Genomic DNA, 26,289 nt, shown 5'->3' with positions numbered 1-26,289 from the left:
TTGATACAGGTGGGCTGTCCTACATTTTATGAGATGATGCAAGGTTTAATGAGAGCTACTTCGATCCTTTGGAAGGAGGAATGCAGATGAGTGAGCCTCAGCCAGTCTATGTGGCCGCGTCGGAATGTCCGCTTTGCCAGCAAGCGAACCGGTGCGAGGGCAATGAATCCTGTTGGTGCAGCGCAGAGAAATTCCCGAAGGAACTGATCGCGCTCGTGCCGGAGGAACTGAAGGGGAAAGCGTGCATTTGTGAAGCGTGCCTGCATGCTTTTATGAAGTAAAAGAGGCTTTGCCACGCAAGTGAATCGCTAATCGGGCATCCGAATGGCGCAGCACCTTGGAGCAAAGCCTCTTCTTCTAGTTGCTAATTCTTGTGGGCAGGAACTCCGATTCGCTCATTGCGAACGAGACGCTTCGTCCGGTCGGAGAAGCCGTCATAGGTTTCCTGCGGAATTTGAATCCAGCCTGGCTGGTGAACGGTACCTGCGAGCGAGTAAATCATCGCAATGTTCGTTCTTGGCTTATCGGAGCCGTTCGGCGTGCCGCGGTGCCACATCCGGTCGTCGCGGATCATAATGGACCCTGCAGGCATGACGGCTTTGAACGATTGCATATGCTCTGCAAGCACGGACTTGTCATGCGCTTTCGAGCTGTACCACTTGTCCGGATGCAGATGCGTGCCGCCAGCCCATACTTCCATCGGGCCGTTCTCGAGTGTCACATCGACCAGCGGGTAGTTGACAACTAAATTCGTAATCGGCAAATTCGCCTCGTGTTGATCGCCGAACCTCGCGCCCGTGTCGGCATGAACCTTTTGCGGCTTCGTTCCTTTCGGCATTGAGGTGTTGGAAGCGAAATAGGTAAGCAGGCAGTCAGAGCCTAGAATCTGCTCGACAACGTCCAGCACGAACGGATTCGCGATGATGGATTCGTCGCAGAACGGTTTCTCAAACGGCAAATATAGTCCGATATGGTTCGTTCCATCGTGGAAACCCTCTTCGAGGGTGAAGTTGTTCTTGGTCATGAAATTCGACAACTCGTCGCTCATGTGACTGTTCAGCTGATCCATTTGGGTTCTCGGCATTACTTCTTCAAACAGCACATACCCATTAATCCGAATGAGCTGTGCAGCCAGCTCGATGGTTTCCGGCTTCAGTTTGCCGGATGCTAATTCTTCTGCGCTTAATCTCACGTAGGTCCCATCCCATTCCTATTGTGTCTTCACTTGCTAGTCTATAAAATACCAAAATACGCTGAGGAAGGAAAGGGGCGCACGTGAAAAGATGAAAGCGGATTACTCGAGGTTTGGTTTAAGCAATTGCATGGGAACAAGGTTGCGCCAGGAGGTAGAACGCCAATTAGTTGCAGATTTGATGTGGTACGGCATCACTGCGAACATGTACAAATTTGATTGGTCGGAGAGCTGTATTGAGGGGCGTGGCGCATATTACATGGATGGTTATGTCCAAAATTTCTCCGGGATAACGATGTATGATGCAGATGACGAAGAAGTCGCTGACGGGTGGATGGATTTTAGCATTCCGTCTCACGTTTATAAACAGCTTCCAGAGCATCTTAAACTGAAGTACGAGAAAGACGGACGAGGCGGCGGCAACTAAAGGATTCAGTTTACTCTAAATAACCCCACAGCGATTCGCCTTCGGACCTGGTTTCCATCAGCCAATCTCCAGCAACACGGCTAACGGACTCAGATAACGCTATTAGCCCATTTTTACCTAATAAATCTGTGTAACGGATCTGAGAGTCGTTATTCACCTTAAATTGACCCTTTTCACCCGATTAATCACCGAATAGCGTCGCTACGATCCGTTAGAAAATTCCGAGCGTGATTCTTGGCCCAATAAGGCTCGTACGATCCGTTAGAGCTCCCGAGTCACGTCACGCCACACGCCACACGCCATACGCCATACGCCATACGCCATACCCCATACACGTTACACGAAAAAGAACCACATGCCTTCTCGGCATGCGGTCCCTTTCCCTGTCCCTATTGCTGCACTGCCGCAGCGCCATACTTCGCTCTCGCCTGAACGGTCGCCGCGATCATGTTGCGCAGCGCAGCGATTGTCTCCTCCGCCTTCCGCGTCTTGAGGCCGCAGTCGGGGTTGATCCAGAACTGCTCCGGCGCAAGGACGCGCAGCGCCCGGTCGATCATGCCGCTCATCTCGTCCACCGTCGGCACGCGCGGGCTGTGGATATCGTAGACGCCAAGGCCGATGCCTTTGTCGTACGTACGCTCCTCGAAGCTAGTGATCAGCTCGCCATGGCTGCGAGACGTTTCGATCGAGATGACGTCCGCGTCGAGCGCGTGAATCGCCTCCATGATTTCGCCGAACTCGCTGTAGCACATATGCGTGTGAATCTGCGTCTCATCCTGCACCGTTGACGTTGCAAGGCGGAACGCACGCACCGCCCAATTCAAGTACGCAGGCCAATTCTCCCGCTTCAGCGGTAGCCCTTCCCGAATCGCGGGCTCATCGACTTGAATCATGCCGATGCCTGCGGCTTCAAGCGCTTCCACTTCCTCGCGGATGGCCAGCGCGATCTGGTACGCGACTTCTTCGCGGGACAAGTCATCCCGCACGAACGACCAATTCAATATCGTAATCGGTCCCGTCAGCATCCCCTTCACCGGCTTCTCAGTCAGCGACTGCGCATACACCGTCTCCTGTACCGTCATTGCCGCTGTGAACGCTACATCGCCGTAGATAATTGGCGGCTTCACGCACCGCGAGCCATAAGATTGTACCCAGCCTCCTGCTGTGAAAGCGAATCCCGCCAGCTTCTCGCCGAAGAACTCTACCATGTCGGTCCGTTCAAACTCGCCATGCACGAGCACATCAAGCTCCAGCTCCGTCTGAATATCGATCCACCGCTGAATCTCTGCCTGGATGAACTGCTCGTATTGCTCCGCGCTCCACTCGCCTTTGCGCCATTTGAACCGCGCGCTGCGCACCTCCGGCGTCTGCGGGAAGCTACCAATCGTCGTTGTTGGCAGGAGTGGCAGCTGCCAGCGAAGCTGCTGCTTCAACAGACGGTCCGCGAACGCGCTCGGTCTAGCAAACTGCTCCGGTCCCAGATCCAACACATTCACGTTCTCAGCGGCAACGCCATCGCCAGTCGCACGCAACGAACCGCGAATGCGTCCCAGCGCTTCCCGATTCCATACCGAGGCAACGCATTCCTCCGTAATCGACTCAATGCCATGCTTCGCCCCTCTTACGAGCAGCACAAGCTCTTCAAGCTTCTCATTCGCGAACGCTAGCGCCCCGCGCAACGCCGGGTCAAGCCCTTCCTCCCGCTCCGTGCTGACCGGCACGTGCAGCAAGCTATTCGACGGCTGCACAAGAATACGCTCATCCGCAACCTCTCTGCGAATGCGTCCTAGCAGATCGAATCGCTCATGCAGATCGACCCGCCAGATGCCGCGACCGTCGATGATCCCTGCTCCCAGCACCTTGTCCTTCGGAAAGCCGAGCGCGCACAATGCCTCTAAGTTCCGACCGTCCCCGTCATGGACGAAGTCTAACCCGATGCCGTCAACGGGCAGCTTCACCACTTCCGCATAATGATCCACAGCTTCAAAATACGTTTGCAGCAAGATGCGAATATTCGGCGCGAGCTGCTTCAACTCCTCATAAATACGCTTAATATGCGCCAGTTCATCGGCTTCAAGCGTCGTCGATAGGATCGGCTCGTCAATCTGCACCCATGCCGCACCCTCAGCGGCAAGCTCATTCAGAACTTGTCCGTACAGCGGGAGCAGCGCGTCAATCCAGCTCGAAAGCTCCTCCGCCGTATATCCTTTTGACAGCTTCAAGAATGTATATAATCCAACAAGCACCGGCCGACCTTCAATGCCAAGCTCCTGCTTGCCTTCAAGGTAAGCGTCGACAAGACAATTGCGCGTCAGCTTGGGCGTAAGTCCCTTCAGCTCAGGCACGATGTAGTGGTAGTTGGTGTTGAACCATTTGGTCATCTCGCATGCGGCTGCTCCTTTGTTCCCGCGCGCCATTGCGAAGTAGAGCGGCAGATCGACCTCGCCATCTTCACCTGTCCAGCCGAACCGCTGCGGTACAAGCCCAAACATAACTGCCGTATCGAGGATGTGATCGTAGTACGTGAAGTCGCCGACCGGAATAACATCAATGCCATGCGTCTGCTGCACCTTCAAATTGTTTAGGCGAATGTCGCGAAGCTCTGCGTGCAGCTCACCTTCTGTACGTCCACCTGCCCAATATTGCTCGAGTGCCTTCTTCCATTCCCGGTTCGCACCGATGCGGGGATATCCCAAATTTGCGCTTAACATGCGACTCTCTCTCCTCTCAATCTCTGCTAACAAGTTGATAAGGAAAAGATACCACGACCGCTCAGCTATCAAGTAACGCCTATAATCTATCCCCTGCTATAGCCAAAAACTATATCGAATACGTGCGTGGCTGCTGGTTCCATTCCCTACTTCGCATCCGCAACCGACTGTTTCAGCGCCTCCACATATTCGAGCCCCAGCTTGGACAACGCCGCATTGCGGTGGCAGATCCAGCCGACATGCAGGGTTTCCTCACTCTCGAGCGGAACCGGTATGATCTCGTTGCCATTCAAATCCGCGCTCAGTACGCCCGTTGAGATCGTGTAGCCGTTCAAGCCAATCAACAGGTTAAAGAGCGTCGCCCGGTCATTCACCCGAATGCTCTTCGGATGCTGGCGCGTGCTCAATATCTCCTCGGCAAAATGAAACGAGTTGTACTCCCCCTGCTCAAAGTGCAAATACGGATAGTCCTTCAGCTGCTCCAGAGACACCGACTTCTGCTGCGCAAGCGGATTGTAGATACTTACGAATACGTGCGCCTTCGCAGTGAACAGACCGTTAAACACCAGATTTGCGTCTCTCAGCAACCGACCCATAACCGCTTTATTAAAATCATTCACGTACAAGATGCCGATCTCGCTTCGCTGCGTGCGGACATCCTCAATGATCTCATGCGTCTTCGTCTCGCGCAGCGCGAACTCGTATTCCTCTTGGCCGAACTGCTGCACAAGGTTCACGAACGCGTTCACTGCGAAGGCGTAGTGCTGCGTCGATACGGCAAAATGCTGTGGAGCCGGCTTCGCATTCTTATACCTGCTCTCCAGCAGATCCGCCTGCTCCACGACTTGACGGGCGTAGCCGAGGAAGTCCGCGCCTGCCTTGGATAGCGAGATGCCTTTGTTCGTCCGCTCGAATATCGTGATCTGAATCTCTGCTTCAAGCTCCTTGATCGCATTCGATAGACTCGGCTGCGAGATGAACAGCCGCTTCGCCGCCTCGTTAATCGAACCGCGATTAGCGACTTCAATGATGTATCTGAGCTGCTGCAACGTCATTCCTGCCCCACTCCTGTCGCCGATTTTGCTACAAGTGTACACCTCATTAGGCGCAAACAGCAACAAAAGCCCCTGCACGCACATAAGGCATGCAGAGGCTTATCACCGATTTTCACGGCTGCTTCGTAATCTATTTATTGCGTTATTTTCGCCTGAATCTGCTCATTCACCCACTCGCGCTTCGCGAGCAGCCACTCCGCTTCACGCGGATACTGGCTGAACGTAATCGGCTGCTCCAATCCCTCTTCCAAGCCGGCGAGCACGTAGTCTCTGCCATACAGCTGTTCGAGCAATTGAAGCGCGCGCAAGTCTTGAAGCGCTTCATAGAACACCTCGAGCCGGATCGACTCGACTGGCGCTTCCTCGTTCGGATAAACCATGAATGCATCGCCGGAGGCAAAAGCATAATTCGCATCCGTGTTCCGATACGGGTCAATCGACTTCGTGGAATATTGAGCGTACCAGAAGTTATAGCCCCATTGAAGGAAGCCTTCGATCTGGAACTTGTAGAGCTGGATGCCGAGAATCCGGTTGCGCGCCGATGGCATGCTGAAGAAGCGGTTCGACACTTCCTTATACTGGCCGCAGCAATAGTACGTCCATAGTCCCGCGACGCCATTCTCGATGAACGGCTCAATGTGATTGTTCGCCGGGATCGGCTTCTTCACGAGCCCTTTCTCGTAGAACGCATAGTCCGAGAGAGCATCAATGATCGGGAACTCTTGCAGAATCTCGCTCACCATGCCGCTCGCGCTGCTGTACGACTCCAAATGATCGATCGACGGTTCGTCGGAGATGTGGAAGTAGCAGCTTTGCTGCAAGTTGTTCTGCTTGATCCAGCCAACGAGTGCAGGCAGGAACTGTGCTATGAACGCGCGGTACGGTTCACCTGACGCATCTGTGTCCCATCCGAAAATCTGCTTCTCTGACCCGTCTGAGGTAGTTGCTACGATCTTCGGTGCATGCTTCGCTCCCCACTGTGTGAACAGATGCGAGATTTCGAAGTATTCGATGCCTTGTCTCTGGCACAATTCTACCCATCTGTGCAGCTTATCGAACCCGAATTGATACGTGCCGTCTTCGGCTGCTGTCACATCAACCAGCTGCACCGTCGGACGCTCGCCGCCTACCTCCGTATCGAGCGGTGGCGTAAATACAGGAGTCAGAATCATGTTGATGCCATGCTTCGCTGCCGTGCCCACGTATTTCTCAATGATTTCCCAGTGCTTCTCGCTAAATACAGGAACGCCGAAGTGTGTCGCCAGACAGTCGGTGTGGAACCACTCTGTATGTACAAGCGTCTGCTTAGGCAAATCCGCAGACAACACGCCAAGCTCAAACGCCGCAGTTCCAAGCAACTCCCCCCGTTCCGACTCGAACGCAAGCTCGATGGTATGGTTGCCGGCTGCGGACTGCTTTTGGGAGAGATCAACCGTCACCCAAATTGCCCGCCACTGGCTAGGAAATGCTGTGATGCCAGCTTTCTGGTCCACTTCAAATAGAGGATCGGGGAATAGCCCCGGCTCCGCGCGAAGAATATGCTCGTCATGATCCTCATAAACAGGCAGCTCCGATGGAACAAGCCCCACAGATCGAATGGAGATGACGTCGCTGAGTACGCTACTAACCTTCACCTGAATACCCTTGATCAGATGCTTCGAGCGATAGGCCACTTGAAAAGCAAAGGTTTCGTTCGCAAGCGCAGATGCCTGTAGATGTTGCGGCGCGCTTAGCTCTATATCGGCGAACACCTTCTCAAGCGAGCTGATGGTGCGAAGTTCGAATGCTGGAATTGTTGTTGTCATTGGTTCAACGTACTCCCTTCATTTTGTCTCCTTATCCCCCATAGTTTAACAGACGTGCTCCGCGTTACGTTAGCTCAATTTTCATGAAAGACTTGTGAAAAGAAATAGAGACCGCCCTCTCGGGACAGTCTCCATTGCAAGCTGTAACAGACGCTTACGCGAATGCTCCAGGGTGCCTCCGCATGAGTTCCTGAATCGCTTCGCCGCGGCCCGTCTGCTCCAACCGCTTCGCATACTTCGGCAAAGCGCCTTTGGTGTGATAAGGTCCGCCCTCTTTCATCACCGTCCAGAGGGGATCGACGTCGTGATCCATTGTCGACATCATCTCGTCATGCCACTCATTCAATAAATACACGGCTTCGCGGCACAGATCAGGACGCTGCTCTGCCAGATTGAATTGCTCATGCGGATCTTCAGCAATATGATAGAGCATCTCTTTATCAAATAAATGATAGCCGTCATGATAACTGCGAATGTAGAGCCAATCGCCGAATCGAACGCTGCGCTGGCAAACATGCGCACATTGGGAAACGACCAGATAGTCTCTTCCGACTTCCTCTCCTGACTTCAACACTTTGGCGTAACTGATACCGTCCCAGCTCGGTGCAGGATCTTCACCAAGCAGCTCGGCTATCGTTGGAGGAAGGTCGAGATGGTAGTGAAGGCCTTTGTCGACCTGACCCTCTCTAAGTCCCGGCCAGCGAATAATCATAGGAATGCGGCATGTAGCCTGATCCGCGGTCCCGTGTTCCCCGTAAATACCCAGCTCGCCCAAGTTCTCGCCATGATCAGCCGTAATAATGACGATCAAATCGTCCATGACGCCTTGACGTTCCAACACGGCAAAGAGCTGTCCGATATTGTCATCCATGTATCGTACGCCGCAATCGTAACCGTCAATCATCTGCCTGAGTCCATCACGCGAATGGATCTCCCCAGGGTGGCGAGGATACTCCGGGAAAACAGCGTTGTCGTACATATTAATATCGCTCGCGCTGTGCGGGCCGACCTTCTTCATATGCGTCTCCAGCACATCGTCCGTTATCCACTCCGGAAGCGGATCATCCGCAAACGGATTTCCGAAAGATTCAGGAGCCCGGTAAGGCGTGTGCGGATCCCAATAGTTAACATAGAGCATCCAGTTGTCCTGCTCGCCATTCCGCTCGAGCCAGTCGAGCACGACAGGCGTTACTTCTTCCGCGGACTCCATCCCTTTATTCCCGGTATTGTAGATTTCGTTGAAACCCGCATAGAACGTCCAAGTCGAATGCCGTTCCCCGAAAGGACTTATGAGCGCGGTGCGCAGTCCCGACTTGCGGAACAGCGCAGGGAAGCTGTCTGCTCTCAATTGGTCGCTGAAATCCCGCTTGGCTCCTTCGTGACGCACATCACCAGCCGTGCCGCCATGCCCGACGAGCCCGTTATGAATGCCGAAACGACCGGTCATGAGCGCAGATCGAGACGGCGCGCATGGCGCATCGGAGGTATAGTAGTTCTCGAACCGAACGCCTTGCGACGCAATGCGATCAATATTCGGCGAGGTGTTTCTGTGATAACCGTAGCAGCCCAGATGGTCTGGTCTTGTAGAATCCAAATCCAGCAATAAAACTCTCATAAATGAACGTTCCCCCTTCAATGACTTACTTGTATTATAGGCAAGCCGACTGCTCGGAATCGACGTACATTTCCACGCTTACATGTACGATTCTACTGTCGGTGTGATAGAGTTATCTTCAAATCGATCAAAAAAGAGGATTGGCTTATGTATCAGCTACTGAGTGTGAATTCCGATCATTTCATCGTGAACTGGCGAACGCAATCGGAATCGATTCCGTATCATGTGCTCGTCTTGGTTATTGAAGGAAAAGTGAGTTACGAGATCAACGGCAGCCGATTTATCGCGGATACCGGCGACTTCCTCTACATCCCGGAACGTACCAATCGGTGCGGAGAGAACGTCGCAGGCAAGCCGCATAAGAAGCTGACGATTCTGTTCAAGCTGGACAATGACGCAGATTTGGGCATCCCTTTCCTGGAACATAACCGATTTATCCAATCTCGATTGGCGAATTTTCAACCTTTGCAGCGCCGCTTCGAGCAGCTGTTCGAGGAATCTCGCAGCGGTAATGCTTTTGGCAACGTGATTTGCAACGGTATATTTCTACAGCTTCTTGGGCTCCTCTCCCGCGAGCTGGAGAAGCCGGAGCTCATGCCAGCCAAGAAGAAATATGCCAATATCGTCCGGCAGTATCTGCTGGGCAACTACAGAAGCCACATTGAAATCGAGCAGCTTGCTGCATTGATTGGGCGATCGCCGAATTACACGACTTCGCTGTTTAAAGAAGTATTCGGCAGCTCTCCGCTGCACTACATGCATCAGCTTCGCGTGCTTGAGGCTTGCAACTTGCTTCTCGATACGGACATGACCATCGCCGACATATCGCAACACTTGGGTTACTATGATTCTTCTTACTTCTTCCGCATGTTCAAGAAGCATTGCGCGATCTCGCCTTCCGAATTCGCGCAGAGCGGTCAACGTTCGGACCTGCCTCGGTTGTTCTCTTAATAAAGAGAAAGAGACTGCCCCTCTTAGGGGACAGTCTCCTGTTGTATGCCGTTCGCTGCTCGCTCTACTAGCGCAGCGCTTCTCTAATAAATGCCACATCTTCCGGCGTCAGCGGCTTGCCCGCTCCCGCTGCGTTCGATTCCACTTGGCGGGCATTCTTGAAGCCCGGAATGACACAGGCATTCGGCGATTGCGCCAGCGCGAACTGCAGCATAACACGGATGAGGTCCTGCGTGTCTGCGCCGAACCGTTCTTTGATCGGCTGCAGCTTGCCGCGAAGCGCTAGCAAGCCTTCCTTCGTGAAGCCGCTGTTCTCCGCACGAATGTCGCCTTCGCCGAATTGCGGCGGGTTCTCCGGATCGAACTTATCAAGCAGCAAACCCTGCGCCAGCGGTCCGAATAGAACCATGCCGACGTTATTCTCATCCGCCCACTTGAACAGATTCGTCTCCGCCTTATCGAACTCGTTGCCGAAGGCATTGTAATGGAATTGCAGCACATCCGGACGCGTAACCGGGCTTACGCGCATAAGATCCTTATAGCTATAGCCGGATTGGCCGATGACGCGCAACTTGCCCTCTTGCTGCAATTGGCGCATCGTGTCTGCCGCCTCTTCGAGGTAGAGATCATCCGGCCCGAAGTTCGTATTATGAAAATAATGCAGATCCAAGTAATCCGTACCCAAGTTCATCAGCGACTGCTCCAGCTGGTGGCGAATATGAATCGGCTGCATCGCATTCGGCGCGGTGCCCCGGAACCAGCCGACTTTGGTGGCGATGACCATTTGATCACGCGGCACTTCTTTCAAGAACTTGCCGATCACCCGCTCCGAATGTCCGTCCCCATACACGTCAGCCGTGTCCAAATGATTGATTCCGAGTTCAAATGCACGCCGAAGTCCGGCGATCGATTCTTCGTCATTATTCCCTGACCATCCGACCGGATTGCCATCCCTCCAGGAGGGACCTCCAATCGCCCAACAACCTAAGCTTACTTCGCTAACCTTCAGTCCGGAACGCCCCAGTACGCGATACTCCATTGCTATCATCCTCTCACTTCACAATCTAGTTCGAATCATACGTGAAAGCGCTAGCTTTGAGAAGTACGCACTTTGAATGTAGCTGGTAAACTTGAGGTTAGTAAGGGAGCAGCCTCTTACACCGAGAAAGTTATTGCCAGCTGGACAAGCTTTCACGATAATAGACTTATTAGCAAATAATGTCATTATTTATTAGGGGGATCATTCATCATGAAGTGGCTCATCAGCATTTGTCTCTTACTCACACTGGCACTACCGGCTTCCGCAGCCGCAGCTGACAATCAGCAGCAGCTCAAGCTATCCATCGATGGAACAGCTATCCAAGCCAGTCCCATTGTTATCAATAATAGCGTCTATATTCCGATCCGCGCTGCCATGGAGCATTTAGGTGCAACGGTCAGCTTCGCTGGCAAACAAATTCATATTCACCGGCAAGAGCTCGAACTCAGCATGACGATCGATCAGAGCGGAGTTACGATTAACGGAGAGAGCGTAACCGTTACAACCCCTCCGATTCTATCAAATGGAAGCACCTACGTTCCGATTCGCTTTATCGGCAACGCATTCGGTTATGACGTCCTGTATCAGTCTTCAGCCCATCAAGTATTGCTGCACACGCCGGGCGAGCAAGCCGTGATTTACGGCTATGCCGAGAATCTGGATGAAGTCGGCATTGGCAACGGCGTCGTCAAGCTGACGAATGCGGATACCGGCCAATCGATAGAAACGGCTATTCGAAGCGGCTTCTTCCGCACGATTGTCGCGCCGGGCAGCTACAAATTCTTCAGCTATCAAGCCCAGTTTGCAGATGTAGATCAGAAAGTGGCGCAGACGGAGACGTTCACAGTAAAAGCAGGCCAAGCCAGCTTCTATAAACTCACGCCTTCCCAAGCGGGACTGAAAGTGACGCTTCACGACCCGAGCGGAGCGCCGATTGATCGAGCGACGGCTACCTTCTACACTTCGCACGGTGCAGTCTCCGTGAATATCCGCCACGGCGTCGGCTATCTCGATTTCTATGAAGAAGGCTCGTACGTGTTCAACTATTTAACGATTGAATCCGGTACAGACACCAACTACGATATCTATCAACCGTTTACCATTAGTCCGGATGGTACGGTGTCGTCCCTTGATCTCATCGCTCATCGCCCTAACGTGGTCGGTCAAGTTAGCGGGGAGTCCCCGGATGTATATGGGAATTTCAGCGGTTGTTCCTTGAGTCCGGAGAGTTGCTTCGTAGAAGGCACCCCTGGCGGAGCGTATTCGTTCTATTTGCCGGATGGGGAGTATATTTGGAGGGCTTACTCCGACATGAAGATTCATGCGGATTTCTATCTCGATCGCAAGTTCACCATTGCAGATGGTCAGCTGCAGACCGACCTGGCTTGGACGAAGCCTGCTATCAATGTTCACGGCACAGCAAGCAGCAATGAGAGCGGACCGCTATCAGGCGGATACATTAATTTCTACGGGAATAATCAGCTGTATTCGGTCCGGGTCGATAATGGAAGCTTCAGCTGTTACTTGCCCGACGGTATCTACAATGTAAGTTACATTACGGGCGGTGCTTCCTTCAGCGTAGATCTAGATCAAACCGTTACCGTTACAGACGGCAAACTGAGCATAGAGCCAAACTTTCAATTCTATCTCTCATAAAAAAAAGCCCCGGTCAACGTAGATTGACCGGGGTTTCTTCATCCATCATGATGCTGTTAAGAAGCATTCCACTGCGTCAGCCGGAACCGGCTTGCTGAAGAGATAGCCTTGCATAATATCACAATTCAGCTCCTTCAACCGTTCCTTCTGGCGAGCCGTTTCTACCCCTTCAGCGATAACTTTCAAGCCGAGCCCATGCGCCATTTGGATCATGGCATGGGCAATCGCCTCGACCCGCTCATCCTCGTTAATCTCATCAATAAAGCTTTTATCTATCTTCAGAATATCGATTGGGAAGTGCTTCAGATAATTCAGCGAGGAATATCCCTTGCCAAAATCATCGATTGCCACTTGTATGCCAATCTCCTTCAGATCATTGAGCATTTGGATGAAAGCATCCACTTGATCGACTCCGATACTTTCCGTAATCTCAAATACCAAAGCATTCGCATCCAGACCCGTCTCCTGAAGAATCGCTCTAACATTGCTCACGAACTGATAGTTTCCAAATTCCCGAGGCGAGATATTAATGGATACAACGGGTACGTTTAACCCCTTCAATTGCCATTCTTTAATCTGCCTGCACACATCGCGAAGAATCCATTCCCCGATCTGATAGATCAATCCACTCTCTTCCGCAATCGGAATAAATTCCACTGGAGATACGAAGCCCAGCTTGTCATGACGCCATCTTAATAATGCTTCCAGACCGACAACCATATCGGAATCAAGATTCAGCTGCGGTTGGAAATAGACTTCAAGCTGCTTCTTATCGAGCGCTTTCCTCAGACTGTTCTCCAGCATCATCCTTCGTTGGAAGGCTTCATCGATCTCATGACTGAACAGCTGATACCCCTTATGGACCTGCTTGGCTTGATTGAGCGTTAAGTCTGCGCATCGAAATAGCTTCTCGAAGTCATCTCCATCTTCGGGGTACATGCTGATTCCAATACTCGCGTTGGAGAAGATTTCATGATGCTCAATGAAGTACGGTTTCTGAAATTCACCGACAATTCGTTCCGCCAATTTATTCGCGTGCGATGTGGATCGCATATTCTCGCATATGATAATAAACTCATCACCGCTTAGCCTTGCAACCGTGTCCGTCTTCTTGCAGCAGCTCAGCAATCGTCCTGCGACCTGCTTCAGAAGCTCGTCTCCAATTGCATGTCCTAAGGAGTCATTAATCAGCTTAAAGCGGTCTAAATCGAGGAAGAACAAGGCTACCATGCAATCATTCTGCTTCGCGCGAGCGATAGCCCCCTGCATTTGCTCTCTTACAAGCGTTCGATTAGGCAAGCCTGTTAATCGGTCATGATGCGCCAGATTATACAGATACTGCTCGAATTGTTTCCGCTCTGTAATATCGTGGAACATCCCGACATAATTGGTTACCTTGCCTTGTTCATCCCGGACCGTGTTGATGGTCAGCCATTCCGGATAGATACTGCCATCCTTCCGGCGGTTCCATATCTCGCCTTTCCATGTGCCCGCGGAACGGATCGAATCCCACATTGTAATATAAAATGCTGGAGACTGCAGGTTGGAATTGAGCATCTTCGGCGTCTGGCCGAGCGCTTCATGCTCCTGGTAACCTGTCGTCGATGTGAAGGCCGGATTGACGTACAGGATTCTGAGCTTGGGATCTGTGATCATGATTCCTGAGCTGGCTGTCTCAATTACTTTGGTGTGGAGCATTTGTTGCCAGGCTATATGCTTACGCTTGTCCACATCTGCCTTCTCTTCGTTACTCATCAATGGCGTATTCATTGTTCAAACGCACCTCTTTCCAATCAAGCCGCGTTAAATTTGGAACCGGTTGATTTGAGTTTGTAAGTCGTCAGCCATTTGAGAAAGCGTTGTCGCAGATGCCGCTATCTCTTGCATCGAGGCTAGCTGCTCTTCGGTTGAAGAATTAATACGCTCCGTGCCGGCTGCAGTATGTTGAGCTGCCGTACTCACCAATTCAATCGAATGAATCATTTGTTCTGCGCCTGATGCGACTTGCTGAATGGATGCGGAGATCTCTTGAATCTGACCAGCCACACCGTCAACCGCCTGCTGGATTTGTTCAAATGAAACGCCAGCCTTACTTACCGTTTGAATGCCGCTTGCCACTTCGGCAGTGGCTGACTTCATTGATTGCATGGCATGGTTCGTTTCCGTCTGAATGGATGTGATGATTGCCGAGATTTGGCTAGCCGATTGCGAGGACTGCTCCGCGAGCTTGCGAACCTCAGCTGCAACGACTGCGAACCCTCTGCCGCTCTCGCCTGCTCTTGCTGCCTCAATGGCCGCATTCAGAGCAAGCAGATTGGTCTGTCCCGCAATATCGGTGATCGCACCCACGATGAGACCGATTTCTCCCGAACGCTGGTCCAGTCCATCAATGACTTGTCCAAGCTTATGAATGGCCGTTTGTATCGAGTTCATCTGCACTTCGACGGAATGGATCGCTTTGTTCCCGCTCTGCGAGATCGTAGACGCTTGAGTTGCCGATTCAGAAACCGCTTGCGCGTTGGATGCAATCTGCTGTACGCCGTCCCCCATGTGCTTTAGTGTAAGCGAAGCCTCGTTGATGGAACGCACTTGCTTGTTCGCCTCTTCGGAAACCGTTTGAACGGTCACGGCAATATCTTCACTGGCGGAGCTTGTTTGTTCGGAGTTGGCCGTCAGCTCAGACGAATAAGCTGCAACCTGATGTGAGGTATCGATAATAGATCCAAACAAACCTCTTAATTGGGACAGCATGTTATTGATTGCATTCGTAAGCTGACCAAGCTCGTCCTTGGAACGATAGCTTAGTTCACCTGTCAGATCTCCGGCCGCAACCTCGTTCATCTTCGTTTGAATCAGCTTAATCGGATTCAGGATCATGCGGGTAATCCAAATTCCTAAAGCTATACTTGCTGCAATGAGGACGATCGCAATGACCAAAGTCATCAGTATCATGCGATGGGCAAAGTCTGTGTTAGATTGATCAAGCGCAGCCGCATCTGATTTTAATAGACTTTCCATTCTTGTAGTCTGTTCAACCAGTTTAGCCTTGTTAACAGCTGTCACAGTCTTATAGTAGGCATAAGCTTCAGCATTTTTATTCTCTGCACCCAGTTCCTGCGCTTTGTTAATAGAATCCAGGTAAGTAGGAAAGAGTTCAGCTATTTTACTCAATGTTTCCTTCTCAGCAGCAGTAACATTGGCAGATTGAAGCTCTTGCAGTAATTGGTTGTTCTCTTTGACTAACGATTCTAGAGTAGCCCTTAGCTCCTCTCCTTCCTTCACTGAAGTCTTCTGCATGGATTGGAATAAGGCGGTTTCCATCGCCCGGTTGTTCGCCCGGAACTTCCCGAACGTAACGGATGGCAATAAACTATTCGTATAAAGAGACTTTGTATTTTGAGAAAGTTGCGTCATCGCGTAATAACCGGTTCCAGTGAGTGCCCCCATCGTTACAACGAATAGAAGAATTAAGACCATTAATTTCTTAGCGACGGTCAAGTTACGCATGATTGATTTCCATCCTTCTTCCAAATAGTAATGTTTATATCAAATATAATGATAAGCTATAAATAATAAATTAAATTCAAATCATTATTGCGCTACGATGTTTTTTGGCAACACTTCCTTAACGGATTCATAGCCAAATCCTAAAGAAGGACCCACGAGCAATCTAGGGTCCTTCACTTCATCCTGAAGCTTATTTATTGACATATTTATACCCAATGCCCCAGACGGTCTTAATAAATCTCGGATTCTTCGGGTCCTTCTCGATCTTGTTCCGAAGCTTCGTCACATGGACATCGATCGAGCGCTCGCTTACAAGCGTATTGCTCCCGCGCAGATAGGTGATGATCTCGCCCCTGCTGAATACTTTGCCAGGGTGGCGATTGAACAATTGCATAATCTCAAACTCGGTAAAGGTCGTATCAATAACTTCTCCATTCACGCGAATCGTTCGGAAATACTTATCAATGCTGATATAATCCTCTTCGATCGGCATGCTCTTGCGATTCTGGTGGTGCAGCACGCCTTCTTGTGCACCGCGCAGCTGTGCAACCATCCTTGCAGACAGTTCCTTCATACTGAATGGCTTGCAAAGATAGTCATTGACTCCATTTAGCAGCGCTTCTACCCGGTTCGATACTTCCGTATTCATGGAGATCATAATAATGGGCAGAAACGAGAATTTGCGAATATCCTTGCACAGCTCAATCCCGTTCGCATCCGGTAATATACAATCGATAATTGCAATGTCGAGACTACTCTCCCGAATAATCTGCATTCCTTCTACGCCGTTATCCACTCTTTGGACGGAATGTCCATCTTCCGTTAAATACATGGCGATCATATCGCCAATAACGGTCTCATCCTCAATCAGCAAAACTTTCATGACCATTCTCTCCAATATCTTTTAACATAGCTCCGTGATGCTCCAGCGAATGCAAGATGGTTTGTAGTTCGTGGTTCAATTGCATGAATTGAGCATCGTATTCATCCTCGGCTTTAAGAGCATCCTCAAGTTCCGTTGCAGCCGCAAGCAGCCTCGAAGCTGACAAATGTCCCGCTGCTCCTCTCAGGGAGTGAAGCATATTCTGAGCTTGTTGCCACTCGCTTCTTGCCATGATCTCTTGCAGTTCATCCATGAAATGACTATAGTCTTGCTGGAACATCGTTAGAATGTGATTAAGAATATGCGTTTTCCCATCCACGCTCCGCAAGAAGGCTTCCGTATCTATCCCTGCGATTGCGCCGCTCTTCGGCTTCACGAACTGACTGATGAGTCCGACAAGTCTCTCTATCTCTACCGGCTTCGTTAACACATCCGTCATCCCGATTCGGTAATACATCTCATGGTCTTCCTTCACCACGCCTGCCGTCAGAGCGATGATCGGGAGCTGCTTCAAGCTAACATCCTGTCTCAGCTTCAGCGTTGCTTCAATGCCATCCATCTCTGGCATATGAATATCCATCAGCACCAAATCGAACGACTTCTCTTTGAGATGCGTGAGCACCTCTGTGCCGTTATTCGCGACGGTTACGGAGTATCCGTATATCTTCAGCATCTCTGTCATAATCAGCTGATTGATTCGATTATCTTCAGCGAGCAAGATTTCAACGCCTTGCCCGATTGGCTCCTTCTCTTCCTCCGCGAGCGGATAATCCTCAATGGGATCGCGTTCCCAGAATAACGACTTTAGCGCCCGATAGAGTCCGACGCGATTAACCGGCATTAAGAGCAGCGCATCCGGCTGGGCATGCTGCGGCAGCACGCGAATCATCTCATCTCGAATCATTGGCGTACCTATGGCGACAATCGGCTTGTTCCGCTCCGACGCATGAAGCTTCAATTGCAGCCAATCCTGGACACCATTAATATCGTCCGCACATAAATCGACCAGGATAATGTCGTAATCCATTGAAGCAAAATCAATCTGTCTGTAGTCCGAGCCGATCTCCACCTGCAAATTCATCGTTTCCAGCATGGAGCACAGGCCTTGCCTCACAAGCGGACTATCTTCGAGGACGAGTACTTTCATTGCCGAGAAGTCTGTATACTCCGTGCGGTTCAAAGCCGTGCTCGCAGAGACATTCTGAAACGGTAGTACGAAGGAGAATTTGCTGCCTTCCCCCGCCGCGCTATGTACGCTGATTGTTCCGCCCATCAGCTCAACAAAATATTTGCATATCGATAAACCAAGCCCAGACCCGCCGTATTTCAAGTCTCGCGCATAGCCTAATTGGGTAAACGGCTTGAACAGCTTGCTCATCTGCTCTTCTGTTAAGCCAATTCCCGTATCTTCTACCGAGAACTCAATATGGATCGAATCCTCATCCACATAGACAGGCTCTACTTTCACATAAATATAGCCGTCATCTGTGAATTTGATCGCATTGTTGATCAAGTTGATTAAGATTTGCTCAATGCGCATCGAATCGGCGAACAATGTATCCGGTATATCAGCCGAAGTATCAATAATGAACTTCAGCTGCTTATAGCCAATAAGCGCGCTTAACATATCCGAGAGCTGCTGCATCATTTCGTGGATATTGAAAGTAGACATTTCAAGATCGATCTTGCCGGACTCGATCTTCGAGAAATCGAGAACATCATTAATAATGCCTAGCAAGGTGCGGGAAGAAGATAATATCTTCTGCAAGTAATCCATCTGTATCGGGGACAGTTCCGTTCGCTGCAGCAGCTCGGACAAGCCAAGAACGCCGCTAATCGGCGTACGAATCTCATGGCTCATCCGCGCAAGGAATACACTCTTCGCCTTGTTCGCTTCGTCCGCTTCTTTGCGCTTCTTAATATCCGCAATGTCATGCATCGTCCCCGTTATGCCGGTCAAGACCTCATCGACATAATTCGGACTGAACACCACATCGTACTCGTATTCCTGATCCTTCAGCGTAAAGCTGTATTCGAATCGCTGTGGCCTCTTCTCGACAACCGCCCTCGCAAAGTAATATTCGCAGATCAGAACATGATCGCCCGGCGGGAGCAAATCCGATAAGCGCGAACGAACCGCCGACTCTGCCTCCCAATCCAATACTTCGCGAGCTCTCTGATTGATAGAGGCAATCGATCCATCTGTGTGGAACCGAAAGATGAGATCTTGCGAGCTTTCAACAAGGGAGCGGTACAGCTCCTCGCTCTCGGCGAGCTGCTTCTCCGATTGCTTTCGCTCAGTAATGTCGATAGCAGAACCGATAATCGCTTGAACATCTCGGCCATGGAAGATAGGCTTCAAGGAGAGCAGAACCGTATGCCCGGCCAAATTCGCTTCATAAGATACCGGCTCACCCTGCCATGCCTTCGTATTCTGAAGCTGCACGAACCCATTAAGCGGTTCCGGAAGAGCTTTACCAGCTCCAGCTCCGAGCGAATTATCGATGAGTTGCTCTGGAGTGATGCCGATCTCCTGCAGCAGTCTACCGCCTGCGATCACATACTTCGCCCGTCCGCTACGCTCCTTCTTCAGCTTGAATGTAAAGCCTGCCTGAGAATGAAGAATCTCCAGCAAGTCCCGCTGCAGCGCGTCGAACTGCTGTCTTAGGTTCTGCGACTTGATGAAGTAGTACATCTTCACAGCGACGAACATGCCGCATGCCTCATAGGCAGCAAAATACGGCAATATGACCGTCTTCAAGGGCAGATGCTGGACGGCGTAATAATAAATCATAATGGTCAGGTTCGTGACGGTAACGGAAACTATCCACTGAGTCCAATAATTCCGGATGTAACGCTGTGTCATTATGCTGATGATGGCAACGATCGCCGCAATAGCTGACACTTGAAGCATGACGGTGGTCGTCGACCAGAACAGCAAACGAAAGATAAGAACCATAGCCGAGGTTATAATAACCGCGAGCGGCCCGCCGAAGAATGCGGAGACTATGATCGCAATGGGTCTGAAATCAGCAATCATAGTGCTGTTCAGGTGAACCCCGGAGTAGATGAGCACTGTTCCGAGAATTCCGTGAAACAGCCCAACCTTCCATTTGTAACTTCGCACATGCTTCAATTTCTCATTTAAGATCAGGTTACCGAAGAAGAACATGAAGATCGTAACCCAGCAGAAGTTTAAAATTAAATCGCCAACTAGCACCGTGAAATCACGTCCTTATAGGATCAACTTATCAACCGCGTTCACCAAATGGATGATTTCCGGCTTATTAATCTGGGCATCTACGCCAATCGCCTCCCCTTTATGGCGTAATTCTTCCGTAATCAGGGAAGAGAAAATAATGACGGGCAGATTCTTGAGCGTCCGGTGTTCCTTAATCCGGCGAGTGAGATGAAGGCCATCCATCTGAGGCATTTCGATGTCCGTAATAATGAGCTGTACGTGCTCTTCCATACTGTCCGCTTCAGCGATTGCTTCGAGTGCATCCCACGCTTCCTGACCATCGCCATAATGCTGAATTTGCGTATAGCCTGCCTCGGTCAATGTTCGCTTGAGCAGATTGGCCAGGAGCGGCGAATCCTCAACCATCATAATTTTTTTGCCGGAACGATCCCTTGGCGCAAGCGCCAGAAGCTGCTCTTCAAAGGAAAGAAGCGTTGGCGCCATCTCCGCGATGATTCGCTCGAAATCAAGGAGCAGAAGCATCTTATCTTCCAATCGAATGACACCGACTGCCGCTCTGTCTTCCCCTTGAACAATTTCGCTCAATCGTTCAATCTCTTTCCATGAGATGCTATGAATGCGGTTCACATCATGGACATGAAAGGCTACCTTCGCGCCGTTCATTTCGCAAATAATATACTTGCTTTGGAAGCTCTGCGGCTCTTTATAGTCGAACCATTTCGCCAGATCAATCACAGGAAGCACTTCGCCCCTGAAGTTGTACACCCCGATCATACAGGGGTGCGACTTTGGAATCGGCGTAATAGAAGCTTCATCTATATTGCTAATAATCTCTCGAATCTTGAGAACGTTAATCCCAAAGGAGTCATCGCCAAGCTTAAACTCGAGGATATTGACTTCATTGGTGCCGCTCTCTAATGAAAGATAGTTCTTGCTCATATTCTCTCTCCTTATTCGTCATGGAATGTATCTATGACTTACTATAAAGAATAACTATTACAAAACTTCCAAGCCGTTCATTTACTTTATGTTTCAGATATTCACTCTTTATTAATAATCGACTGTCCGCAATCTCCAAAAAGAGAGATCAAAGAAGCCGTATAACATGCTGTCAATGCGGTGCAATTGATACATCTTCCTTCGTTTTCTGCGCATTCTATAGCGTAAGCAGCATTTCTCGCCTCGAACGTTTCCTTGGTTGTGCATTTCTTCATTTTCGCTCATTCCCCTACTCGTTTATTGGCATCATTAAGCGCATAAGAGCTTGCAGAACCGATAGCTGTATTATAAACAACCATTTGGACCATATTAATTGGGTGGTCCACTGAACTTTTACTAAGGGTTTTCCCTGAACTTAAGGCATTGCAAGTCGGCAAGCTGCACGGCTTAGAAGCAAGGAGTTTATCCATGATTAGAATCTTGTTAGTCGATGATCACGCATTAGTCCGATTCGGATTAAAAAGTGTGCTGAGCAACAAGCCGCAGCTTGAGATCATCGGCGAAGCTGCCGACGGAGATGAAGCGATTCGGCTCGCAGAAGAGCTTCTTCCGGACGTTGTCTTGATGGATCTCAGCATGCCGCAGGGCAAGGATGGCCTTACGGCAACAACAGAGCTCAAGCAACGCCTCCCTGAAGTCGGTATTCTCATCCTAACGATGCATGACGACGACGAGTATTTATTCCGCGCGATATCAGTTGGAGCTTCAGGCTATCTTCTCAAGAGCGCACCCCACGAAGAGCTGCTGTCCGCGATCGAAAGCGTCGCCACCGGAAATGCCTATTTGAATCCATCCGCAACAAAGCGATTAATGAAAGAATTTCTGGATAACGTAAAGAGCGGCAATCGGCCCGGCTTGTATGAAACACTCTCCGAACGAGAGAAGGGAGTTCTAGCCCTTGTCGCCAAAGGCTACAGCAATAAAGAAGTTGCCGAACAGCTGGTTATCAGTGTGAAAACAGTCGAAACGCATAAGAGTAATTTCATGGAGAAGCTAGGGTTCAAGACGAGGCACGAACTGGTGAAGTATGCGGTGCAGAAAGGGCTAATGAGTTTTGATTAACGAACGGGACGGCAAAGTTTATTCCACTTATATAGGCGATTTATTGCAATATCTCGTGGAGCTTAACCCCTATATAAAAGATTCGCATATTCGCGATTCACTACGATACACGTTGAAGCAAATTGCTGACGTCAGATTTGTCTTGAATCAAACTTCAATCGTAGCGATAACTGACCTGCAAGGAAAGATCCTCCAGGTCAATGATAACTTCTGCGAAATTTCAAAATATAGCCGCGAGGAGCTTCTGAACAAGGATCATCGCATTATCAATTCCGGTTATCATAGTAAAGCGTTCATGCGAGACTTATGGAAGACCATCTCTTCAGGACGTGTCTGGCGAGGGGACATTAAAAACCGCGCTAAAGATAATACATACTATTGGGTACATACAACTATATTTCCGATCCTCGATGATGAGGGCAAACCCTATCAATATATGGCGATTCGCAATGATGTAACCCGTCTTAAGATGGTAGAAGAAGAGTTGCAGCATATGATGTCGCATGTCATGAATGTCCAGGAGGAGGAGCGGCGGCGTTTCTCTCGAGAGCTCCATGACGGGATTGGGCAAAGCCTATTCTCCCTGCTTGTTCAGCTCGATCGTTTGATTAATGAGAACAAGGGAACAGAGCTTGAGCAAGTCAGGCAATTCGTTTCCACCATTATTGAAGAAGTGCGTTTATTGGCCTGGCGGCTTCGGCCATCTGTCTTGGACGATTTGGGCGTCGTTCCCGCAATTCGGACTTTTATCGAGAACTTCACGGAACACTATGACATTCAGGTTCAATTTGATTTCAACTTGCATAAACGGCTGGATGCACAGAAAGAAACGACGATCTATCGCGTCATTCAAGAAGCGCTGACCAACGCTGGCAAGTATGCGGAAGTTAGTGAAGTAGCCGTTCGGCTGAAAGAGCTGGAACATATCATCAAAGTAACGATCAAGGATAAGGGAAGAGGGTTTACGAGGGAGAAAAAAGACAGCGGCGTCGGGTTGTTCAGCATGGAAGAACGAGCTCGGAGTGTAGGAGGGCAGCTTCATTTGCATTCACAGCTTGGCAAAGGAACGACTGTGACGCTTCTTATCCCGAAATAAGTCAAATTCTAATACGATACGGGCAAATGCTGAAAGATTTTTCAGAGGATTCCCCGATGGGCAAACGCTCCGCAACAACTTAAACTAAGGGGGTAGTGTTAACAACAACGTGAACAGGAGCGTGACATCATCATGAATAGAGCGGACGTAAGCACGTCACATACATCAACGGAAAACAATACGGGCTGTATCATTTGCGGAGATCCCATCAAAGCGAAATACTTATGCGCCAAGCATCATCAACGGATGATTCGTACAGGCAGCGTATACTTAAGCAATGAAAAAGTAGAGAAGCCCTTGCAGTTTGACCATAAAGGCAACCTCATCAAGGAACAGGAAAAGAAGAAAAAGCTCGACTTGGCGCGCTTCTTCTATTAATGAAAGGTGCGGGGATAACCCTGCACTTTTTTTCATTGCAGGTATTAACAGGGCGTTAAGATAATAAACGGGAAACACATTTAAGCCTGATCCCGTTCTAACATCGGTGCTTTACACTATAGCCATTATGATGATCAATCAACGCGAGAACTTTAGAATCCATCTTCAAATTCCTTTATCCGCAGACTGCAGAATTGTCGGACTTCGAAACAAAGCTTCAGAATCGAACTCGACCCTTATCGCAATTAAAGATATTAGTCTCGGCGGTGCTCGCGTGCACTCGATGCTGGACTTTCCTGCGCAAGTTGATCTGCTCCTGGAGTTTCGTTTTACGCTATTCCGGATTCCATTCAAGCTCCTTGGCAGTATCGCTTGGAAGTCCGCCCATCAATCTCCCCTGCATGAATATGGGATCCAGTTTATATTTACTGACCAAGATACCGAACAGCAGCTTGCGCAGCGATTGAATCAGCTTAGTATAAGGCTGCGCGATACGAATATATTGAGAGACTGCAGCTTCTGTACACAAGAGCAGATCAGCAGCATTTATACGGAATGAGCATCTGTAGCAATCGGGAATGAAATCTCGAACAAGCTCCCCTTATTCACTTCACTCTCCACTCTTACAGAACCGTTCATCGCCCGAATAATACTGAAGGCAACCATCGTTCCGAGGCCCGTACCTTTCTCCTTCGTGGAGTAGTACGGTGAACCAAGACGCTGAATCTGATCATCCGTCATGCCGCAGCCCGTATCCTGGATCCGTAGAATAACGGTTCCCTTGTTCACGAGTACACCGATATGTACGCTTCCATTCGAAGAAGCTTCAATACAATTCTTGACTATATTGATGATGCTCTGACGGAATTGCTGGCTGTCCCCTAGGATCGGCTCATTCGAGTCAATGGCAACCGTTAACTCCACCTGCTGCATGTTGGCGTACGGCCTCAATACGCTTACAACCTGATGAAACTCTGCTTCGAGATCGAGAGGTGTCATCTTGGCGATCTGCGGTTTAGCGAATGTGAGATAATCCGAGATGATGTTAATCGCAGTGCTCAGCTCATGCAGCGCAACCTCTGTTAAGTTCTCACGTTTATCTGCCGGCAATTCCTTCTCTCTGAACAATTGCAAGAGTCCCTTAACTGTCGTTAGCGGATTCCTGATCTCGTGCGATACGCTAGCCGCGATTTGGCTGATGACTCTCATCTTCTCAATCTCTTGCAGCTCCATCTGAATGCGTAGATGGCGGCTCACTAGCTCCACCAGATATACCGTTATCCATATCGCAGAGAACTCAATGACTTTAAATATGGAGAGGCGCAAAGTATCACTCAGGCCGACAAGGTGCAAGCTCAGCCATATCACTTGCAAGGAAATAGGAAACAGTACGGCGGAAGCAAGGAGCGCTATAAACTGTTTCTTGCGATTGTTTAAGCGTATTTTACTGGAGATCAGGACGAGACTGGTATAGGTGATTGCAGCCGTCATCACGGCGAAGAAAGTGCCATCATTCAAGCCGATCATGCAGCGGTACGCTATCAAAATAGCAAGAAGCGCTCCTCCCACCCATGGTCCGCCATATAAAATGCCCAGCACGAGCGGAATAAGCCGAAAGTCCAGCAGATACCTTTCTCCGAAGTGATACGGGAACGACATGCAGAGCACTAAGGTTATGCTCAGAAAGACGAACAGTACAGTCTTCTGTACCTTGCCGGTTCTCTCACCGTACTTCGTCCAGAATACAAAGTAGAGAAGGGATGGAATACATATGAACATAAAATTGCCCATAATGCTTTGCATGATCTGCGCCAAATGATTTACACCTCGATAATGGAATGATGAGTTCTAGCTGACTCATCCCATTTATTCGCTCCATCCAGCGATTTCTCCTCTTGTCAATTACTTCCTGTTCTATCACACATGTAAAGATGAATGCTCCTCACCAGCCGCATATTGCCGCTGAATTCGGCCATCGGACCAGTTCCAAGCCATTCGGCAGTCCATCATTCGGCTTCTGATCTGACTTCCTAGGAAGCTTGCCCGCTCCACTTGATACAAATCATAGATGGGTTCTGAAGGGTTTATCATGTGATAGATATGCGGTTTACTCTCATTTGCTTGCTTCGCATATCGAAGCTTCTCGACTGCTTTCTGCGAACGCGTGTTTTGCTTTCGGACTTTCATATAGATCGTTTCGATTCCATGTTCAAGAAAGAGTTCATTGAAGAAAGCTTCCTTCGCGCGCTCATTGTACCCTTTGCCGAAATAAGGAAAGCCGATCCAAGTCGCCAAGAATCCGGTTCGATCCACAATGTCGTACAGCTGAATGGTGCCAATAGCTTGTCCTGACTCGTTCACAATCGTTCGGGTAATGGAATCCCCTTGCATTTCCTCAGCGATGAGCTGTTTAGTTGCAAATAAATACTGGTCGTAGGATTGGCATTTGTAACGGACGTATGGGAAAACAGCCGGATCCACCATCATGTCATATAGAGTATGGCAGTCGTGTAATTCAGGCTTCTTTAAGATGAGAACGACCACCTAACTCTACTAATCTAGGACGCCATTTCAGTATATAAACAGAGTTCCGGAATTGGATAAACGCAGCGTTTGCTTTATGTAAATTTGCAGAGAAAAAAGCCCGCGGTGTACGCGGACTTCATTGATCAGATCGCTGATATTCTATTCTGTTAAGCAGCAACCAGCTG

21 protein-coding genes are annotated in these 26,289 nt (G+C 49.8%); 8 read left to right on the top strand and 13 right to left on the bottom strand.

Annotated elements, in window-relative coordinates:
• Positions 1-86: 86 nt before the first annotated feature.
• A complete protein-coding gene (locus AC0YNX_RS25930) occupies positions 87-281 on the top strand; it encodes a cysteine-rich CWC family protein (protein WP_475818604.1) in 195 nt (64 codons plus the stop codon).
• An 83-nt stretch (positions 282-364) separates the two neighbouring features.
• On the opposite strand, the gene AC0YNX_RS25925 is transcribed toward AC0YNX_RS25930, so the two are convergent.
• The gene (locus AC0YNX_RS25925; protein WP_475818603.1) at positions 365-1,192 is read right to left on the bottom strand and encodes a phytanoyl-CoA dioxygenase family protein; all 828 of its coding nucleotides are present in this window, start codon (positions 1,190-1,192) and stop codon (positions 365-367) included.
• Positions 1,193-1,322: 130 nt separating this feature from the next.
• Between AC0YNX_RS25925 and AC0YNX_RS25920 the strand changes: the two genes are divergently transcribed.
• The gene (locus AC0YNX_RS25920; protein WP_475818602.1) at positions 1,323-1,619 is read left to right on the top strand and encodes a hypothetical protein; all 297 of its coding nucleotides are present in this window, start codon (positions 1,323-1,325) and stop codon (positions 1,617-1,619) included.
• A 389-nt stretch (positions 1,620-2,008) separates the two neighbouring features.
• On the opposite strand, the gene metE is transcribed toward AC0YNX_RS25920, so the two are convergent.
• The 4 genes from metE to AC0YNX_RS25900 all read right to left on the bottom strand — a co-directional run bounded on the left by metE (position 2,009) and on the right by AC0YNX_RS25900 (position 8,805).
• Positions 2,009-4,330, bottom strand: coding sequence for a 5-methyltetrahydropteroyltriglutamate--homocysteine S-methyltransferase (metE, locus tag AC0YNX_RS25915; RefSeq protein WP_475818601.1), 2,322 nt, complete (start codon positions 4,328-4,330; stop codon positions 2,009-2,011).
• A gap of 146 nt (positions 4,331-4,476) precedes the next feature.
• Complete coding sequence (locus tag AC0YNX_RS25910; protein WP_475818600.1) at positions 4,477-5,385, bottom strand: LysR family transcriptional regulator; 909 nt, start codon at positions 5,383-5,385, stop codon at positions 4,477-4,479.
• Positions 5,386-5,519: 134 nt separating this feature from the next.
• Positions 5,520-7,190, bottom strand: a complete 1,671-nt coding sequence (locus AC0YNX_RS25905; protein WP_475818599.1) for a DUF4091 domain-containing protein — start codon at positions 7,188-7,190, stop codon at positions 5,520-5,522.
• 154 nt (positions 7,191-7,344) lie between these two features.
• Positions 7,345-8,805, bottom strand: coding sequence for a sulfatase family protein (locus AC0YNX_RS25900; RefSeq protein ID WP_475818598.1), 1,461 nt, complete (start codon positions 8,803-8,805; stop codon positions 7,345-7,347).
• Positions 8,806-8,952: 147 nt separating this feature from the next.
• Between AC0YNX_RS25900 and AC0YNX_RS25895 the strand changes: the two genes are divergently transcribed.
• Positions 8,953-9,756, top strand: a complete 804-nt coding sequence (locus tag AC0YNX_RS25895; protein ID WP_475818597.1) for a helix-turn-helix domain-containing protein — start codon at positions 8,953-8,955, stop codon at positions 9,754-9,756.
• A 67-nt stretch (positions 9,757-9,823) separates the two neighbouring features.
• Here AC0YNX_RS25895 and AC0YNX_RS25890 read toward each other — a convergent pair whose 3' ends face one another.
• Entirely contained in the window at positions 9,824-10,795 is a 972-nt protein-coding gene (locus AC0YNX_RS25890; RefSeq protein WP_475818596.1) for an aldo/keto reductase, read from the bottom strand.
• Between the two features lie 210 nt (positions 10,796-11,005).
• Between AC0YNX_RS25890 and AC0YNX_RS25885 the strand changes: the two genes are divergently transcribed.
• Entirely contained in the window at positions 11,006-12,451 is a 1,446-nt protein-coding gene (locus tag AC0YNX_RS25885) for a stalk domain-containing protein (RefSeq protein ID WP_475818595.1), read from the top strand.
• A 45-nt stretch (positions 12,452-12,496) separates the two neighbouring features.
• Here AC0YNX_RS25885 and AC0YNX_RS25880 read toward each other — a convergent pair whose 3' ends face one another.
• The 5 genes from AC0YNX_RS25880 to AC0YNX_RS25860 form a co-directional block, all read right to left on the bottom strand.
• A complete protein-coding gene (locus AC0YNX_RS25880) occupies positions 12,497-14,221 on the bottom strand; it encodes a putative bifunctional diguanylate cyclase/phosphodiesterase (RefSeq protein WP_475818594.1) in 1,725 nt (574 codons plus the stop codon).
• 33 nt (positions 14,222-14,254) lie between these two features.
• A complete protein-coding gene (locus AC0YNX_RS25875) occupies positions 14,255-15,958 on the bottom strand; it encodes a methyl-accepting chemotaxis protein (RefSeq protein WP_475818593.1) in 1,704 nt (567 codons plus the stop codon).
• A gap of 190 nt (positions 15,959-16,148) precedes the next feature.
• Positions 16,149-16,841 (bottom strand): response regulator transcription factor, encoded by a 693-nt coding sequence (locus tag AC0YNX_RS25870; protein ID WP_475818592.1) that lies wholly within the window; start codon positions 16,839-16,841, stop codon positions 16,149-16,151.
• Positions 16,822-20,061 carry a response regulator gene (locus AC0YNX_RS25865; protein ID WP_475818591.1) on the bottom strand — a complete coding sequence of 1,080 codons (3,240 nt, stop codon included), beginning with the start codon at positions 20,059-20,061 and terminating at the stop codon, positions 16,822-16,824. Before AC0YNX_RS25865 ends, AC0YNX_RS25870 begins: the two co-directional genes overlap by 20 nt.
• 15 nt (positions 20,062-20,076) lie before the next feature.
• The gene (locus AC0YNX_RS25860) at positions 20,077-20,982 is read right to left on the bottom strand and encodes a chemotaxis protein (RefSeq protein WP_475818590.1); all 906 of its coding nucleotides are present in this window, start codon (positions 20,980-20,982) and stop codon (positions 20,077-20,079) included.
• Between the two features lie 468 nt (positions 20,983-21,450).
• On the opposite strand from AC0YNX_RS25860, the gene AC0YNX_RS25855 reads away from it, so the two are divergent.
• The 4 genes from AC0YNX_RS25855 to AC0YNX_RS25840 all read left to right on the top strand — a co-directional run bounded on the left by AC0YNX_RS25855 (position 21,451) and on the right by AC0YNX_RS25840 (position 24,137).
• Complete coding sequence (locus tag AC0YNX_RS25855) at positions 21,451-22,104, top strand: response regulator (protein WP_475818589.1); 654 nt, start codon at positions 21,451-21,453, stop codon at positions 22,102-22,104.
• On the top strand, positions 22,100-23,200 hold the full coding sequence (locus AC0YNX_RS25850) for a PAS domain-containing sensor histidine kinase (RefSeq protein ID WP_475818775.1): 1,101 nt from the start codon (positions 22,100-22,102) through the stop codon (positions 23,198-23,200). Before AC0YNX_RS25855 ends, AC0YNX_RS25850 begins: the two co-directional genes overlap by 5 nt.
• A gap of 132 nt (positions 23,201-23,332) precedes the next feature.
• Entirely contained in the window at positions 23,333-23,578 is a 246-nt protein-coding gene (locus AC0YNX_RS25845; protein ID WP_475818588.1) for a hypothetical protein, read from the top strand.
• Between the two features lie 106 nt (positions 23,579-23,684).
• On the top strand, positions 23,685-24,137 hold the full coding sequence (locus tag AC0YNX_RS25840) for a PilZ domain-containing protein (RefSeq protein ID WP_475818587.1): 453 nt from the start codon (positions 23,685-23,687) through the stop codon (positions 24,135-24,137).
• On the opposite strand, the gene AC0YNX_RS25835 is transcribed toward AC0YNX_RS25840, so the two are convergent.
• Both AC0YNX_RS25835 and AC0YNX_RS25830 read right to left on the bottom strand, forming a co-directional pair.
• Positions 24,125-25,369 carry an ATP-binding protein gene (locus tag AC0YNX_RS25835; RefSeq protein ID WP_475818586.1) on the bottom strand — a complete coding sequence of 415 codons (1,245 nt, stop codon included), beginning with the start codon at positions 25,367-25,369 and terminating at the stop codon, positions 24,125-24,127. The two genes, AC0YNX_RS25840 and AC0YNX_RS25835, sit on opposite strands and share 13 nt — an antisense overlap.
• A gap of 126 nt (positions 25,370-25,495) precedes the next feature.
• Positions 25,496-26,122: a GNAT family N-acetyltransferase gene (locus AC0YNX_RS25830; protein ID WP_475818585.1), complete on the bottom strand. Its 627-nt coding sequence runs from the start codon at positions 26,120-26,122 to the stop codon at positions 25,496-25,498.
• Positions 26,123-26,289: the final 167 nt, after the last annotated feature.

It is taken from the genome of Paenibacillus sp. J31R98, from assembly GCF_056269245.1.
This window is presented reverse-complemented; position numbering and strand designations above follow the sequence as displayed.

Coding starts and splice junctions, on each gene's coding strand:
- AC0YNX_RS25930 (WP_475818604.1), top strand. CDS start 87: ATGAGTGAGCCTCAGCCAGTCTATGTGGCCGCGTCGGAATGTCCGCTT.
- AC0YNX_RS25920 (WP_475818602.1), top strand. CDS start 1,323: ATGGGAACAAGGTTGCGCCAGGAGGTAGAACGCCAATTAGTTGCAGAT.
- metE (WP_475818601.1), bottom strand. CDS start 4,330: ATGTTAAGCGCAAATTTGGGATATCCCCGCATCGGTGCGAACCGGGAA.
- AC0YNX_RS25910 (WP_475818600.1), bottom strand. CDS start 5,385: ATGACGTTGCAGCAGCTCAGATACATCATTGAAGTCGCTAATCGCGGT.
- AC0YNX_RS25905 (WP_475818599.1), bottom strand. CDS start 7,190: ATGACAACAACAATTCCAGCATTCGAACTTCGCACCATCAGCTCGCTT.
- AC0YNX_RS25900 (WP_475818598.1), bottom strand. CDS start 8,805: ATGAGAGTTTTATTGCTGGATTTGGATTCTACAAGACCAGACCATCTG.
- AC0YNX_RS25895 (WP_475818597.1), top strand. CDS start 8,953: ATGTATCAGCTACTGAGTGTGAATTCCGATCATTTCATCGTGAACTGG.
- AC0YNX_RS25890 (WP_475818596.1), bottom strand. CDS start 10,795: ATGGAGTATCGCGTACTGGGGCGTTCCGGACTGAAGGTTAGCGAAGTA.
- AC0YNX_RS25885 (WP_475818595.1), top strand. CDS start 11,006: ATGAAGTGGCTCATCAGCATTTGTCTCTTACTCACACTGGCACTACCG.
- AC0YNX_RS25880 (WP_475818594.1), bottom strand. CDS start 14,221: ATGAATACGCCATTGATGAGTAACGAAGAGAAGGCAGATGTGGACAAG.
- AC0YNX_RS25875 (WP_475818593.1), bottom strand. CDS start 15,958: ATGCGTAACTTGACCGTCGCTAAGAAATTAATGGTCTTAATTCTTCTA.
- AC0YNX_RS25870 (WP_475818592.1), bottom strand. CDS start 16,841: ATGAAAGTTTTGCTGATTGAGGATGAGACCGTTATTGGCGATATGATC.
- AC0YNX_RS25860 (WP_475818590.1), bottom strand. CDS start 20,982: ATGAGCAAGAACTATCTTTCATTAGAGAGCGGCACCAATGAAGTCAAT.
- AC0YNX_RS25855 (WP_475818589.1), top strand. CDS start 21,451: ATGATTAGAATCTTGTTAGTCGATGATCACGCATTAGTCCGATTCGGA.
- AC0YNX_RS25845 (WP_475818588.1), top strand. CDS start 23,333: ATGAATAGAGCGGACGTAAGCACGTCACATACATCAACGGAAAACAAT.
- AC0YNX_RS25835 (WP_475818586.1), bottom strand. CDS start 25,369: ATGGGCAATTTTATGTTCATATGTATTCCATCCCTTCTCTACTTTGTA.